Origin of the sequence: Streptomyces sp. NPDC126510, assembly GCF_040302345.1 — a bacterium.
Classification (GTDB): domain Bacteria; phylum Actinomycetota; class Actinomycetes; order Streptomycetales; family Streptomycetaceae; genus Streptomyces.
The window spans coordinates 100736-115214 of record NZ_JBEORR010000020.1; the positions used below are offsets into that span (position 1 = coordinate 100736).

The 14479-nt window shown below is 72.1% G+C and carries 12 protein-coding genes; 6 read left to right on the forward strand and 6 right to left on the reverse strand.

Going from position 1 to position 14479, the window contains the following annotated elements; genetic code table 11:
- Positions 1–51: 51 nt before the first annotated feature.
- The 4 genes from ABTX60_RS26700 to lgoX all read right to left on the reverse strand — a co-directional run bounded on the left by ABTX60_RS26700 (position 52) and on the right by lgoX (position 5295).
- Positions 52–1545, reverse strand: coding sequence for a tripartite tricarboxylate transporter permease (locus ABTX60_RS26700; RefSeq protein WP_352099544.1), 1494 nt, complete (start codon positions 1543–1545; stop codon positions 52–54).
- A 1-nt stretch (position 1546) separates the two neighbouring features.
- A complete protein-coding gene (locus ABTX60_RS26705) occupies positions 1547–2086 on the reverse strand; it encodes a tripartite tricarboxylate transporter TctB family protein (protein ID WP_352099545.1) in 540 nt (179 codons plus the stop codon).
- A complete protein-coding gene (locus tag ABTX60_RS26710; protein WP_352099601.1) occupies positions 2083–3066 on the reverse strand; it encodes a Bug family tripartite tricarboxylate transporter substrate binding protein in 984 nt (327 codons plus the stop codon). The genes ABTX60_RS26705 and ABTX60_RS26710 overlap by 4 nt, the downstream gene beginning before the upstream one ends.
- Positions 3067–3279: 213 nt before the next feature.
- Positions 3280–5295, reverse strand: a complete 2016-nt coding sequence (lgoX, locus tag ABTX60_RS26715; protein ID WP_352099546.1) for an L-glutamate oxidase LgoX — start codon at positions 5293–5295, stop codon at positions 3280–3282.
- Between the two features lie 288 nt (positions 5296–5583).
- Between lgoX and ABTX60_RS26720 the strand changes: the two genes are divergently transcribed.
- Complete coding sequence (locus tag ABTX60_RS26720) at positions 5584–7482, forward strand: CASTOR/POLLUX-related putative ion channel (protein ID WP_352099547.1); 1899 nt, start codon at positions 5584–5586, stop codon at positions 7480–7482.
- A 108-nt stretch (positions 7483–7590) separates the two neighbouring features.
- On the opposite strand, the gene ABTX60_RS26725 is transcribed toward ABTX60_RS26720, so the two are convergent.
- Positions 7591–8889, reverse strand: a complete 1299-nt coding sequence (locus ABTX60_RS26725; protein ID WP_352099548.1) for an outer membrane protein assembly factor BamB family protein — start codon at positions 8887–8889, stop codon at positions 7591–7593.
- Positions 8890–9121: 232 nt separating this feature from the next.
- Here ABTX60_RS26725 and ABTX60_RS26730 point away from each other — a divergent pair, with 232 nt between their 5' ends.
- On the forward strand, positions 9122–9292 hold the full coding sequence (locus tag ABTX60_RS26730) for a DUF5670 family protein (RefSeq protein WP_184567467.1): 171 nt from the start codon (positions 9122–9124) through the stop codon (positions 9290–9292).
- A 97-nt stretch (positions 9293–9389) separates the two neighbouring features.
- Positions 9390–9881, forward strand: a complete 492-nt coding sequence (locus ABTX60_RS26735) for a hemerythrin domain-containing protein (protein WP_352099549.1) — start codon at positions 9390–9392, stop codon at positions 9879–9881.
- 91 nt (positions 9882–9972) lie between these two features.
- Here the strand turns inward: ABTX60_RS26735 and ABTX60_RS26740 are convergent, their stop codons facing one another.
- Positions 9973–10860: a DUF4436 family protein gene (locus tag ABTX60_RS26740; protein WP_352099602.1), complete on the reverse strand. Its 888-nt coding sequence runs from the start codon at positions 10858–10860 to the stop codon at positions 9973–9975.
- Positions 10861–11611: 751 nt separating this feature from the next.
- On the opposite strand from ABTX60_RS26740, the gene ABTX60_RS26750 reads away from it, so the two are divergent.
- Genes ABTX60_RS26750 through ABTX60_RS26760 form a run of 3 tightly spaced genes read left to right on the forward strand, consistent with a single transcriptional unit; the run spans position 11612 to position 14405 of the window.
- Positions 11612–12727 carry a Gfo/Idh/MocA family protein gene (locus ABTX60_RS26750; protein WP_352099550.1) on the forward strand — a complete coding sequence of 372 codons (1116 nt, stop codon included), beginning with the start codon at positions 11612–11614 and terminating at the stop codon, positions 12725–12727.
- Entirely contained in the window at positions 12724–13647 is a 924-nt protein-coding gene (locus ABTX60_RS26755; protein WP_352099551.1) for a DUF6807 domain-containing protein, read from the forward strand. The genes ABTX60_RS26750 and ABTX60_RS26755 overlap by 4 nt, the downstream gene beginning before the upstream one ends.
- Complete coding sequence (locus tag ABTX60_RS26760; protein WP_352099552.1) at positions 13641–14405, forward strand: cupin domain-containing protein; 765 nt, start codon at positions 13641–13643, stop codon at positions 14403–14405. The genes ABTX60_RS26755 and ABTX60_RS26760 overlap by 7 nt, the downstream gene beginning before the upstream one ends.
- The last annotated feature ends 74 nt before the right edge of the window (positions 14406–14479 follow it).

Here is a 14479-nt window from a genome sequence, read left to right on the forward strand (position 1 = left end):
GACCCGCCGCCCGTGCGACCCCCGGGAATCGGGCGCCGCGACGGCCGGACCTCAGGCCTCGGCGCCCTCGCGCGTCACCGCCCTCCGCAGCAGCGGCCACACCAGCAGCAGCACGATCACCGCGTACACGGTCACCGCGAACGGCGTGTTGACCAGACCCGTGACACTGCCGTCGCTGATCTGCAGGGCGCGCCGCAACTGCTGCTCGGCGTTCGGGCCGAGGATGACGCCGATCACGGCGGGCAGCACGGGCAGCCCGTAACGGCGCATGCCGAAGCCGATCAGACCGATGATCAGCAGGATCACCAGGTCGATCACCTCGCCGCCGACGGCGTACGCGCCGACCGCCGCGAAGAACATGATCCCCGCGTACAGGTACGGCCGCGGGATGCGCAGCAGCTTCGCCCATACCGGCGCCAGCGGCAGGTTCAGCGCGAGCAGCAGCACCATGCCGACGAACAGGGAGGCGATCAGGCCCCACACCAGGTCGGGCTCGCGCTCGAAGAGGAGCGGGCCGGGCTGGATCCCGTACTGCTGGAAGGCGGCCAGCATCACGGCCGCGACCGCCGTGGTCGGCAGGCCCAGGGTCAGCATCGACACCAGGGTGCCCGCCGCCGAGGCCGACGCCGCAGACTCCGGGCCGGCGACCCCCTCGATGGCGCCCTTGCCCCACTCGTCCTTGTGCTTCGACAGGCGCTTCTCCGTCACGTACGACAGGAAGGTCGGGATCTCCGCGCCGCCCGCCGGGATCGCGCCGAACGGGAAGCCGATGAACGGGCCGCGCAGCCACGACTTCCAGGTCCGGCTCACGTCCCCGCGCCCCAGCCAGGGACGCCCCACCGGGATCGGCTCGGGCGGCCTGCGCCGCAGGTGCGCCGCCACCCACAGCGCCTCGCCGATCGCGAAGAGCCCGACCGCGACGATCACCACGTCGATGCCGTCGGCCAGTTGCAGCGAACCGAACGTCAGGCGCTGCTGGCCGGTCATCTGGTCCAGGCCCACCAGACCCAGGGTGAGGCCGATCAGCAGGGAGGCCAGACCGCGGATGCGGGACGAGCCCAGCACCGAGGTCACCGCGATGAACGCCAGCACCATGATGGCGAAGTAGTCCGGCGCGCCGATGTCCACGGCGAGTTTCGCGACCGTCGGCGCGAGCGCCACCAGCAGCAGCGTGCCGATCAGGCCGCCCGCGAAGTGCCCGACGGCGGCCGCGGCCAGGGCCTGGGCGCCGCGCCCGGACTTGGCCATGGGGTTGCCCTCCATGGCCGCCACCACCGCCGCGCTCTCACCGGGTGTGTTGAGCAGGATGGAGGTGGTCGAGCCGCCGAACATCGCGCCGTAGTAGATGCCGGCGAACATGATGAACGCGCCGATCGGGTCGAGCCCGTACGTCACCGGCAGCAGCAGGGCGACCGCCATCGCCGGGCCGATGCCCGGCAGCACGCCGATCGCCGTGCCGAGGAGCACACCGATCACGGCCCACAGGAGGTTGATCGGCGTGAGGGCCGTACCGAAGCCGTCCAGAAGGGAGTTGAAGGCATCCATGTCACAGCACTCCCATCAGCGGACCGCCGGGCAGGGGCACTCCGAGCAGGTTGTTGAAGACGGTGTAGGTGACGAGGGAGAGCCCGGCGGCGATGAGCGGGTCGCGGTCGGTCCGGCGGCTGCCGAGCGCGAACGCCGCGCCCCAGAACAGCAGCGCGCCGGCGATGGGGAAGCCGAGCGGCTCGATCAGGACGGCCGCGCCGAGGAACACCCCGGCGAGCAGCAGCACCGTGCGCCAGTCGGCGGGCTCGGACAGGTCGATGTCCTCACCGCCCTCGGCCTGGCCCCGGCCGCCGCGCAGCACGTCCAGGGCGAGCAGGGCGGCGATGACCAGCAGGCCGGCCCCGACCACGACCGGGACGGTCTTCGGTCCGACCGGGCCGCGCTGGGCGATGTCGACGTCCATGGTGAGCGCGTCGGTCAGGACGAGGACGCCGAGCGCCAGCAGCAGGACGCACACGCCCAGTTCGGAGTGCTCCCGCAGCCATGAGCGCCGCTCGCCGCCGGTCTCGGCGGTGGGTATGTCGGTCTGCGTCGTCACAGTCCCAGCTCCTTCAGCACCGAAACCACGCGCTTGTCCTCGGCGTCGAGGAACGCGCCGAACTCATCGCCGGTGAGGAAGGCGTCGTCCCAGCCGTTCTGCCGCAGGGAGGTGCGCCACTCGTCCGAGTCGTGCAGCTCCTCGACCAGTTTCACGAGCTTGTCGCGCTCTCCGTCGTTCAGGCCGGGCGGGGCGACGATCCCGCGCCAGTTGGTGAAGTTCACGTCGTAGCCCGCCTCCTTCAGCGTGGGGGCGTCCAGGCCCTCGACGCGCTGCGGGCCGGTGACCGCGAGGAGGCGCAGCTCGCCCGCCTTGATCTGGTCCTGGTACTCGCCGACCCCGGAGACGCCGAAGGCGACCTTGTTGCCGAGGATCGAGGCGAGCAGCTCACCACCGCCGTCGAAGGGGATGTAGTTGACCTGCTTCGGCGAGATCCCGGCGGCCCGCGCCATCAGCATCGGCGCGAGGTGGTCGGGCCCGCCGGGCGAGGAGCCGCCGCCCACCGGGAGCTTGCCCGGGTTCTCCTTCCAGGCGCCGATCAGGTCGTCGATCGTCTTGTACGGCGAGTCCTTCGCCACGACCACCACGTCCTGCTCCTCGGTGAGCCGGGCGATCGGCGTGGTGTCCCCGAGCGTCTTCGGGGCGTCGTTGGAACGGACGGCGCCCACGACTCCGAGGCCCATGGACATGGCGAGCTTGCCGTTGCCGTGCTCGCTCACCAGCCGGCTGAGGCCCACGGTGCCGCCGGCGCCCGGCAGGTTGAACACCTCGATGTTGTGAGTGAGTCCGGCGTCCTCGGCGTTCTTCGCGGCCGTCCGGGCCGTGATGTCGTAGCCGCCGCCGGGCGTGTTGGGGACCATGAAGCGCAGGCCCGGGATCTGTGTGCCGGTCTCGGAGCCGCTGCCGGTGGTCAGCAGCGGGGGGCCGACGAGCACGAGCACGGCAGCCCCGAGCAGGGCGAGGGGGGTGCGCAGGCGCACGAGTGCCACCACCTGTCGGTACGTCGATGCGGGTAGGTAAAGGCCCTGTGAGGGAGGGTGACGTGGGCCACATGGTGCCCGGGCTCCGGCGGGCTGTCTGCGTTCCGGAAACAACGGAGGTTTTGGTCTTTGCGGTCACCGCGAGCGCCGCCGGGTGAGCCGAACGCACGGGGGCCCCGGCGCATGCGCGCGCCGGGGCCCCTCGATCAACGGTCACTGATCCGTGTGGACCTCCAGGGCGGCCCGCACGGCCGACTCCAGGGCCCCCTCGATCCACGCCGGTTTGACGGACGTGTGGTCACCGGCGAAGTGCAACGGCCCCTCACGCTCGGGGATGACGGGCAACAGCTCGGTGTGCTGCCCGGGCAGCAGCACCGACGCCTCCCCGTAGGCGTACGGGTCGCGCAGCCAGCTCTGGGTACGCCCCGCGCCGGTGTAGAACACCTCGATGCGCCGGCCGTAGACCTGCTGGAGACCGCACAGCGCGTGCGGATACCGCGCCTCGTCGTCCAGGGAGTCCCAGCGCAGGGCGTCGTCGGCCCAGCTGTAGGACGCCAGCACCACACCCCCCGCGCTGCCCGGGACCGGGTGGGACGGGTTGAACATGAAGCGGTTGGCGTTGTCCGACACCGAGCCGCCGCCCACGACACCGGCCGCCTCCGGCTGGTCGCGGCCGATCGCGCGGTTCGCGGCGTAGTGGGTGCGCTGAGCCCGCGTGATGTGCCCGCCGGGCACGGAGGGGTGTGCGCCGAGCAGGCTGCCGTCCGCGGGGGTCTTGCCGGTGCGGTAGGCGTCGTACAGGCCGGGGTCGACGGCGTTCAGTTCGCGCTTCCAGTCGTCCTCGTCGAACTCCCACCAGCGGCGGCTGAACTCGAGCAGCACCTTGGTCGCGCTGTCGTAGTGCAGCTCGCAGATCGCGCGGCGCTTGCGGTAGGACAGGGGAGGGTCGATCTGCACATGGCGCAGCCCGGAGAACGGCACCGTGACCACGGCGACGTCGGCGGTGAACTGCTCGCGGACCACCGGGCCGTCGCGCCCCTCGGACACGGTGTCCACCCACACGTGCGGGCCCTTGCTCCGCACATGCCCGCCGTCCGCGGACGGCCGGTCGGGGTGGTGGTACTGGATGCGCGTCACCCGGCGGTCGAAGCGCACCTCCTTGCGCACGCGTTCCAGCAGGGCGTCCGGCAGCACGGCCGTGCCGCCCTCCAGCTCGTAGAAGGGCGTGTCGGGGCTGATGAGGGAGGAGCCGATGAAGCTGTGGATGAAGGACAGCGGGAGGCGTGAGGTGAGGTTCTCCAGGGTGCCGATCAGGTCGACGGTCCGCTCGTCGAGACCGGCGTGCTCGGTGAGGAAGCGGAACATCGACCAGTCGCCGAACCGCTTCACCACCCGCGCCCAGCCCCGCAGCCGCTCCGGCAGCGGTTTGTCGACCCGCTTGCCGTCCCGGCCGACGTGGCTGAACTCGTCGCGCACGGGGTCCAGCGCGGCACGCAGGATCGCTGCGGCGGGGGTGTCCCAGTGGGCCTTCGGGACGCCGAAGGACCGGTTCACGCGCCGGGGGGAGCGGGCGTAGTCGGCGCGCCGCACGCGGATGCCGTTGACGTGGATCCAGGTGCGTGCGGCGGGACGTCCCTCCTCGTCGACGTCGACGTAGTGGAAGCGCCGCTTCTTCAGGTCGAACCGGTCGATGAGTTCCATCACCAGCGGATGGCTGCCGGGGATGCGCATCGCGCCCGCCTCGGCGTACTGGGCGGGGTCCGCGAAGGGCTGCCCGGCGCCTTCGTGACCGCCCTTGCGGAAGGTCTTGATGCGGCCGCCCGCCCGGTTGCCGTTGGCCTCCAGGACCGTCACCCGGTGCCCCGCCTCCTTCAGCAGCCAGGCGGCCACTAGCCCGGACGGGCCGGCGCCGATGACGAGGACGTCCTTGGGGCGGGTCCGTCGCGCCGGCAGTCCGTCTTTCAGGACGCGCCGGTAGCGAGGGACGAGGGGGCGGTCGTCGGAATCCAGGACGAGCAGGGCACGGGCGACGGCCAGGCACCTGTCGGAGTCGGCGCCGCGGCCGCCGCCGGGAGCGGCCGGGGCGAGCGGCGCGGCCGGCGCGGGCAGGGCCGTGGCGGTACCGCCGGTCAGGGCTGTCGCCACCGTGGCCGTGCCGGCCACCGCCGCGAACTCCCGCCGGGAGACACCGGAATCGGAGGAGCGGGCCACCGCGTGATCATCAGTCATGGCGATCTTTGTAACGGTGGCAGTGACGGGCCGCCGCCGTTCGCCCGGGCGTTGCCCCCAATGAGCGAATCAGGGGCAAAACCCTCACGTCACGACGGGGTCGCCACTCACGCCGTGCCAGGCGTACCCGAAGGAATGAATGCGCGGCGAACCGCCTCCGCCACCGCGAACGAGCCCCCACACTGCGACTGCGTATCCACGACCGAGCTCTCCGGCCGTCCCGCCCGGCGCACCGCGCACGCGGCGCCGGCCGGCCGCACATGAGCTCGGGGAGACAGAGGGGGAAGGGTGGCGCAGCGGCGCACCGTGTGGGGTGACCGGGTCCGTTACTGGTTCGACAGCACGCTGACCCGCGGTGCCTCCGCCCTGGTCGGCTGGATGGCGCTGCTGTGTCTGGCCGTCGTCGTCCCGGCCAGCGCGCTGGTGGTGTGGACCGACCCGCACGCGCCGGAGTCCCTGCCGGACCGGCTGGCACAGGTGTGGCGCCTGACGGGGGAGACCCTGCGTCTGGGCGGGGTGACCGGTACGCCGCTGCGCGTGACGATGTCGGTGCTGCTGGCCCTGGTCGCGCTGCTGTACGTCTCGACGCTGGTCGGCCTCATCACGACGGCACTCACGGAGCGGCTCACCGCGTTGCGGCGCGGCCGGTCGACCGTGCTCGAACAAGGACACGTCGTGGTCCTGGGCTGGTCGGAGCAGGTGTTCACGGTCGTCGGCGAGCTGGTGGCCGCCAACGCCAACCAGAGACGCGCGGCGGTGGTGGTGCTGGCCGACCGGGACAAGACCGCGATGGAGGAGGCACTCGGCACGAAGGTGGGCCCCGTCGGCCGGACGCGGCTGATCTGCCGCAGCGGCCCCACCGCCGACCCGGCCGTGCTCACCCTGACCAGTCCGGCGACGGCCGGTGTCGTGCTGGTCCTGCCCCGCGACGAGCCCGACGCCGACGCCGAGGTCGTCAAGACGCTGCTGGCGCTGCGGGCGGCCCTGGCCGGGGTGGAGAACCGCCCGCCCGTCGTCGCCGCCGTCCGGGACGACCGCTACCGGCCGGCCGCAGGCCTCGCCGCCGGCCCGGGCGGTGTCGTCCTGGAGAGCGACACCGTCACGGCCCGGCTGATCGTCCAGGCCGCCCGCCACCCCGGGCTCTCCCTCGTCCACCAGGAGCTCCTCGACTTCGCCGGCGACGAGTTCTACCTGGTCGCCGAAGGGTCCCTGACGGGCCGCCCGTTCGGCGACGCGCTGCTGTCCTATCCGACGTCCAGCGTCGTCGGGCTGGTGCGCGGCGGCACCCCGCTGCTCAACCCGCCGCCGCAGACGACCGTCGCCGCGGACGATCTGCTCATCGTCATCTCCCGCGACGACGACACGTCCTGGGCGGGGGAGTGCGGGCAGTGGGTCGAGAAGGCGGCGATGGCCTCCGGCCCCGCGACGCCCGCGGGGCCGGAGCGGGTCCTCCTGCTCGGCTGGAACCGCCGGGCGCCGCTCATGGTCGACCAGCTCCGCCGCCGGGCCCGGCCCGGCTCGGTCGTCGACGTCGTGGCGGACGGCGGTGAAGCGACGGTCCGGCAGGTGCGTGAGTCCGGAGGGCCCCACGGCACCGGCCTGGCCGTCACCCTCCACCGGGGGGACGTCACCCACCCCGAGACGCTCCGTCGTCTGGACGTGCACTCCTACGACAGCGTGATCGTCGTGGGGGAGGACCCCGCTCCGGGACAGCCCCCGGACGAACCCGACAACCGCACGCTCGTCACCCTGCTGCTGCTACGACAGATGGAAGAAGCCTCGGGGCGTGAACTCCCCGTCGTCACCGAGCTGGTGGACGACCGCAACCGAGCGCTGGCACCCCTCGGGCCCGGAGCCGACGTGATCATCAGCGGCAAGCTCATCGGCCTGCTCATGGCACAGATCTCCCAGAACCGGCACCTCGCGGCGGTCTTCGAGGAACTGTTCTCCGCCGACGGCGCCGGCATCCGCCTGAGGCCGGCCGGCGACTACGTGCTGCCCGGGTGCGAGACGGCCTTCGCCACCGTCGTGGCCGCGGCACGCGGGCGCGGTGAGTGCGCCATCGGCTACCGCAGTCACGACGACGCCTCCACGCATCCGGGTTACGGCGTGCGGGTCAACCCGCCCAAGTCGGAGCGCCGCCGTTGGACGGCCGCCGACGAGGTGATCGTCGTGGGGACGGACTGAGAGATCCCGGTGCGGGCACTGACGGGGCGTGATGCCGGAACGGGAGCGCCCTTCGGAACGCCTGGGGCGCCGGGTCGCCCATGCGGGCCCCCGGCGCACCCTGGGGGGTCAGTCCTCGAACGCGGTCAGGACGCCGTTCTGCCCGGGTGCGAACACGCGGCCTCCGGCAGTGGCGATGCCGGGGTTGACCCAGCCGCGCCAGTCCTCCTCCGCGAGCACGTTCTCCATCGGGTGCGGCTCGGCCCAGCGCTGGTAGGACCAGACCACCGCGCCGGTGCGCTCGTTCAGCGCCATCAGCTTCCCGTTGCCGTCCTGGATGTACACGTACCCGCCGGCGACCAGCCGGACGGTCGCGGCCCCGCGCGGGCTGCGGTAGCTCCAGGCGGTGGCGTAGGTCGTCGTGCCGATCGCCTTCACGACGCCCCGGTACGCCACGTAGATCCGTCCCGGGCCGAACGCCGGCGTTGCGTCGGCGGGGAAGGAGCGCAGGACCGCGCCGGTCTTCTGGTCGTACGCCATGGTCCGCTCGTCGTCCGCGTCGTCGCTGCGCAGCCACAGCGCCCCGGCGCCGCGCGCGATCGGGTTGCCGCCGAGCGCGAGCAGGTCGGGCACGTCGTAGCGGCGCAGCTCCCGGCCGGTGCGCCGGTCCAGGAGCTGGTACGAGGCGTTGTCGAAGCCGAACCACACGCCGAGTTCGTCGACGACCACGGGCGACCATCCCCAGTCGACGAGCGGAGCCCGCCACAGCTCGGCTCCGTCGCTCGGGCGCAGTGCCAGCGCCGTGCCCCGGCCGTCCTGGGTGTACAGCGTGCCGTCGTACCACGTCGGCGGGTACTCGCAGGAGCCGGAGCCGATGCTGCGGGTCCACCGCTGCCCGCCCGTCGCCGGGTCCCAGGCGGTCAGGACACCCCTGCCGGTCTGGGTGTAGAGGAGCCCGCCACCGTACGCAAGGGTGGCCTTGGGGTCGTTGTCGGCGATCAGCCGCTGGGGCCACAGCCTCTTGCCGGTGGCCGCGTCCAGGCCGACCAGTTCCATGCGCGGGCCGTCGCTCCCCTCCTCCTCGGCCGCGTTGACCACCACGAAGACCTTCCCGCCGACCGCGACCGGCGCGGAGACGGCCGAGCCCAGGTCGACGGACCAGGCCTTGGTGAACGGTGGGGCCGCCGTGGCCCCGGCGACGAAGCTGTCGTGACGGGCGTTGGCGCGGTAGCCCAGCGTGGCGTCCGCCGGCTCCGTGGTGACCTTGGCCCTCGCCTTGGCGATCGCCGGAGTGGCCGCGGCTGCCGGAGTGGCCGCGGGTGCCGGAGCGGCCGCACCGCCGGGACCGGCGCCGACGGCCAGGACCGCCAGTGCCGTCACCGTCACGCAGCTCGATCTCGCCCGGACGCGCCTCGCGGAACTGCCCATGGAAACCCCCCTCGGGTCGAATGGAGTGGGCCGGTGCACCGGCCGCCGCTCCGCATACCCGCGGAGTGAAGAACAACTCCCTTGCAGAGAGGGGGACTTCGGTCGTGATCCGATCCTGGCCCCCGCCGGGCGCAAGCGGTTCACGTGCCCGTGATCCTTGTGAAGAAACATGAAAATTCGACTGTGTGTTCGTCTGCGGGTGGGGCACCAGAGGGAGCGGAGGTTGATGACTATGGTTCCCCTGCTTCTCGTCCTGCTGCTGGCCCTGGTCCTGTTCGGTGCGGGCTTCGCACTGAAGGCCCTGTGGTGGATCGCGGTGATCGTGCTGGTCCTGTGGCTGCTCGGCTTCGTGCTGCGTACCGCGGACAGTGGTGGCCGCAAGGGTCGCTGGTACCGCTGGTAGACCGGCAGGCCGACCGCATGTCGGTGGCGAGCAAACCGTCAGGAATGAGGTAGACGAAAGTAACCCGAAGCTCTCCCAGGAAAGGCGTTCCATTTCCATGGCCGACACGAAAGACGTCGTAGAACTCATCCTTCAGGATCACCGGCGCATGGAAGACCTCTTCCGTCGGATGCGGAGCGTAGAGGACGACCGGGCGGATGCCCTGCGCGAGTTCGCGGACCTGCTGATCGCGCACGCCCAGGCCGAGGAGGCCAAGGTCTACCCGGCGCTCAAGCGGTACAAGAACATCGATGACGAAGAGGTCGAGCACGGCGAGCACGAGCACGACGAGGGCAACGAGGCCCTTCTGGAGCTCCTCGAGGTCGAGGAGGTCGGCTCCGAGGAGTGGGACTCGAAGCTCGAGGAGCTGGTCGAGGCCGTCACCCATCACGCCGACGAGGAGGAGCGCACCATCCTCAACGGTGCGCGGGAGAACGTGGCCATGGAGCGGCGCGAGGAACTCGGGCTGGCGTTCTGGCAGGAGCGTGAGCGCCAGTTGAAGGCCGGGTGCGGCTCCGTGGAGAACGTGCGCAAGATCGTCGAGTCCTGACTCGGCGGGGCCGGCCCTGATGGACACCGCTCGCGGGCGGTGACCATCAGGGCCGGTTGCCTGTCGCGGCCCGGGTGGCCCGGTGGCACTCCTAAGGGGGGCGGTCGTCGCTCGCGCGCAGAGCGGTGCGGATGCCGGCCGTGACCACGACGATCAGGCACAGGGCGATGATGGTCTCGGCCCAGAAGAAGGCGAACCAGTCCATCACGCAGCCGATCGGCGGCGTGCCGGGGGCGGTGTTGCGGAACGCCGCGAGAGCGAACAGCGTGGCGGCCATCCAGGCGAGGGCCGGCCAGACCAGGCCCTGCCTGCGGGTCGTCAGAAACCAGGCACCGAGGAGCACGGACGTCGCCAGCGCCCACATCACGACCATCATGAAGACCGCGAAGACGAGCAGGCTGCCCGAGCGGGACAGCTTCAGACCCAGGACGGCCTCCTGCCGGGAGGGCGGGGGTGTCACGGCGATGGAGAAGAGGGTGTCGTTGTTGGAGAAGAGCATCCGCACCGGCACCGGCTCGCCACCCAGCACCGCCCAGAACTCGATGTCGGTGTCGTAGGTGTCGAACGGGTAGTCGCTGGTCGACCCGCCCGTGAGCGCGACCTGCACATCCTTGGGCGCGAGCCGCTCGTGCGCCTCGAACGCCAGGTCGCCCAGCGTCGCCGCGGATGTCTGGAGGTGGAGATCGGCCACCGGAGCGGTCCCCTCCTCCTCGCCGAGAGCCCCGCGTGGACGGACCCGGACCCGCAGGACGAGTTCTCCGGCCGCGGCGTCGACGCTCTGGGTGGTGACCTCCACGTCCACCCGGTCGGCGGCTCCCGACCCGACCGTGTGCACCGTGTCCTTCGCCTGCCGCTCGGTGAACTGCAGCCACGACCCCACGGACACCGCCACCAGGATCAGGACCGCGAGGGGAAGCAGGATCACCAGGACGGACGCCCCGGAGCGGCGGGGGCGGGGCGGGTGCGGGGGCGCGGCCATGGTGACTCCGAAGAGGTGGGCCGGGCAACGGGCTCGTCCCGCCCGGCGTCGGGAGCGGGCCCATCGCCCGCGCGGTATGTGAGAGGCCTGTCGGCGCGGCGGCCGCACGGTCACTTTGTGATCGCAGACGGCCACTGTAGGTGCTGAGCGGCCCGGCCCCGTCCCGCGAACCGCCGGGCCGGCTAGCCTCCCGCGCGCGCAGCGCAGACGCTCACGCGGCCGGTCCCAGAACGCGCAGGGATTGAGGTCGTTCCTGACGGGCCCGAACAGCGGGTCCTGGGCACGGGAGCGCTGGACGTCGCGCCAGGACACCTCGGGATCACGCGGCCCGGTGTTGTCACCGCACGCGATCGCCCTCTGCGCGCCGCCGTAGGGGGAGTCGGCGCCCGTGAGCACGAACTAGAGCACCCCGGCGAGCCACGGGGCCTTCGCTGTTACCCCTCGATGGCATGGCAGGGGCATGCAGAAAGAGGGGGCTGTGCCACAGAACGCCAGGGACGGTGCGCCGCGCGATCACTCCGGCTGACGGCCGGTTCCAGGTGGGGTCATCCCCAGCGCGGAGAAGGGGGGAATGCCGTTTCCATGACGAGGGCGACTACCCGTATCTCCGCCCCAAGCTGGGAGAATGCTCGGGCAGACCTTGTGCAGGTCGCTGCAGGGGGGTTGTCCAGACATTCTCTCGCGCCTAGGGTCCTTTCCGAGTGCAAGCGCTTTCCAAGCGCCTGTCAGCCGGTTGTCCGAGGAGCGCCGCATGTCCTTGTCCCCCACCCGCCGCCGCGTGGCCGTCGTCGGCACCGGAGCCATCGTCAGCGGCAGTCACCTGCCCGCCCTGCGGGCCCACTCCGACCGGGTGGAACTGGTGGCCGCCGTCGACGTGGACCAGGAGCGCCTCGACGCCTTCCGCGAACTGGCCGGTGAGCAGGTCGCCGGGTACACCTCCATGGACGCGATGCTGGACGCCGTACGCCCCGATCTGGTCCTCATCGGCACGCCGCCCTCGCTGCACCGCGAGCAGACGGTGGCCGCGCTGAAGGCCGGCGCCTGGGTGCTGTGCGAGAAGCCCCTCACCCTGTCGCTCGCCGAGTACGACGAGATTGCCGCCGCCGAGGAGGCCTCCGGCGGGTACGCATCGGTCGTGTTCCAGCACCGCTACGGATCCGGCGCCGTGCACGCCCGCGAGCTGATCACCAGCGGCGAGCTGGGTGCCCCGCTGGTGGCGCACTGCCAGACCACATGGCACCGGGACGCGGCGTACTACGCGGTGCCGTGGCGCGGGAAGTGGGCCAGCGAGGGCGGCGGCCCGACCATGGGCCACGGCATCCACCAGTACGACCTGCTGCTGCACCTGCTCGGCGAGTGGGAGGAGATCTCGGCCATGGCCGCGCGGCTGGTCCACGACACCGAGAGCGAGGACGTGTCCACCGCCCTGGTGCGTTTCCGCAGCGGAGCCCTCGCCACCGTCGTCAACAGCGTGCTCTCCCCGGACGAGGTGAGCCGCATCCGCATCGACTGCGCCGACGCCACGGTCGAGCTCACCCATCTGTACGGCCACAGCAACGACAGCTGGGCCTACACCCCGGCCCCGCACGTCGCCTCCGAGCGGGCCACAGCCTGGCGCACCCCGGCGAGCGACGTGCCCAGCTCGCACACCGCACAGCTGGGCACACTCCTCGACGCCTACGACAACGGCACCCGGCCACCGGGCAGCGGCCACGACGCGCGGGCCACCCTCGAGTTCGCGGCCGCTCTGTACAAGGCGGCGTTCACCGGCCGCTCGGTGCGGGCCGGGGAGATCGGCCCCGGCGATCCCTTCTACGAGGCCATGCACGGCGAGTACCCCGACTGGGCCCCCAAGGAGCGCGCATGACCATCCGCGTCACCCACACGCACGGCGAGGACATCGCCGTCACCGCAGGCGGCACGGAGATCCTCCGCTACGTCTACCGCCCCGACCCGGATCCCTTCGAGTCCCGCAAGCCCTACGCCCACCCCGTGCGCACCCTCTCGGGCCGCACCGTCACCGGCTACCGCCCGAACGACCACCGCTGGCACAAGGGCCTGCAGATGACCGCGAGCCATCTGTCCGGGCAGAACTTCTGGGGCGGCAACTGCTACGTCCACGGCCAGGGCTACCTCCGCCTGCCCGAGCGCGTCGGCTCGATGCGGCACGACGATTTCGCGGACTTCACCGTCGAGGACGACCGTCTCGCCTTCACCGAGAACCTCACCTGGATCGAGAACGGCGGCGAGGAGTGGGCGCGCGAGGTGCGCGGACTGACCGTCCACTCGGTCGACGAGGAGTCCGGGTCCTGGGTCCTGGACTGGTCGATCCGCCTCACCAACACCCGCTCCGAGCCCCTGGCCTTCGGCTCCCCGACCACCGCGGGCCGTGAGATGGCCGGCTACACCGGACTCCAGTGGCGCGGCCCCCGCGACTTCACCGGCGGCACGGTCTTCGCCCCGGACACCGACGCCGACGCGGGCAAGCTGATGGGCACCCAGGGCCCCTGGCTGGCCTTCACCACCGAGCACGACGACGTCGACGGCCACTCCACCCTGGTGTTCGCGCACGCCCCCGAGAACCTCGACGAGACGTCCGCGATCCACGAGTCGCACTGGTTCGTCCGCTCCGAGCCCTTCCCGACCGCCGCCTTCTCCTGGGCGTTCTTCGAGGAGTTCGAACTGCCGCCGGGGGAGTCCTTCGGGTACCGGTACCGCATCGTCGTCGCCGACGGCGCCTGGGACCGCGACCGGGTGGGCGCGCACCTGGAGGGCCTGGCGTGGTGAGCGAACCCGAGCCGGCGGGCCTTCCGCACCCGCTGCCCGGCGCGATCGGCCTGTCCCACCTGAGCGCCTACGACTGGGAGGCCGCCGACGGCGTCTGCGGCGGCAGCCCGCACCTGCACCTGGTGTGCACGGAGGCGTACGTCGTCACCGGCGGCCGGGGCGCGGTCCAGACCCTGAGCCCGGACGGCTACCGGGAGATCCCCCTCGAGGCCGGCTCCCTCGCCTGGTTCACACCGGGCACCGTGCACCGCATGGTGCAGGGCGGCGACCTGCGCATCACCGTACTGATGCAGAACAGCGGCCTGCCCGAGGCCGGGGACGCCGTGTTCACCTTCCCACCCGAGGTGCTCGCCGACCCGGAGAAGTACGCCGCGGCGGCCGCCCTGCCGCCCGGCACCGGACCGGAGACGGCCGCGGCCGCCCGACGCCGCAGGGACCTAGCCGTCGAGGGTTATCTGGCCCTGCGCGAGGCCCTCGTCGCCGGTGACAACGGCCCGTACCTGGAGTTCCAGCGGGCCGCCGCCCGCATCGTGCGCGACAAGGTGCCCACCTGGCAGGCCTTGTGGCGGGAGGGCGCGCTGGCCACCGCGGAACGCACCGGCGCCCAGCTCGACGCCCTGGCCGCCGGCGATCCCGCCTACCTCGGCGGGGCCACCGCCCACGAGGCCGCGCCCACCCGGCTGGGCGGCTTCGGCATGTGCGGCCGGCGCGACGAGTACACGCTGCCCGGCACCACGCTGCCGTACCAGGGGGAGTAGCAGCAGGGAGGCCTGAGGGGACCTGAGGGGACCTGAGGGGGGTCTGAGGGGGGCTCAACCGAAACTCCGTCGAG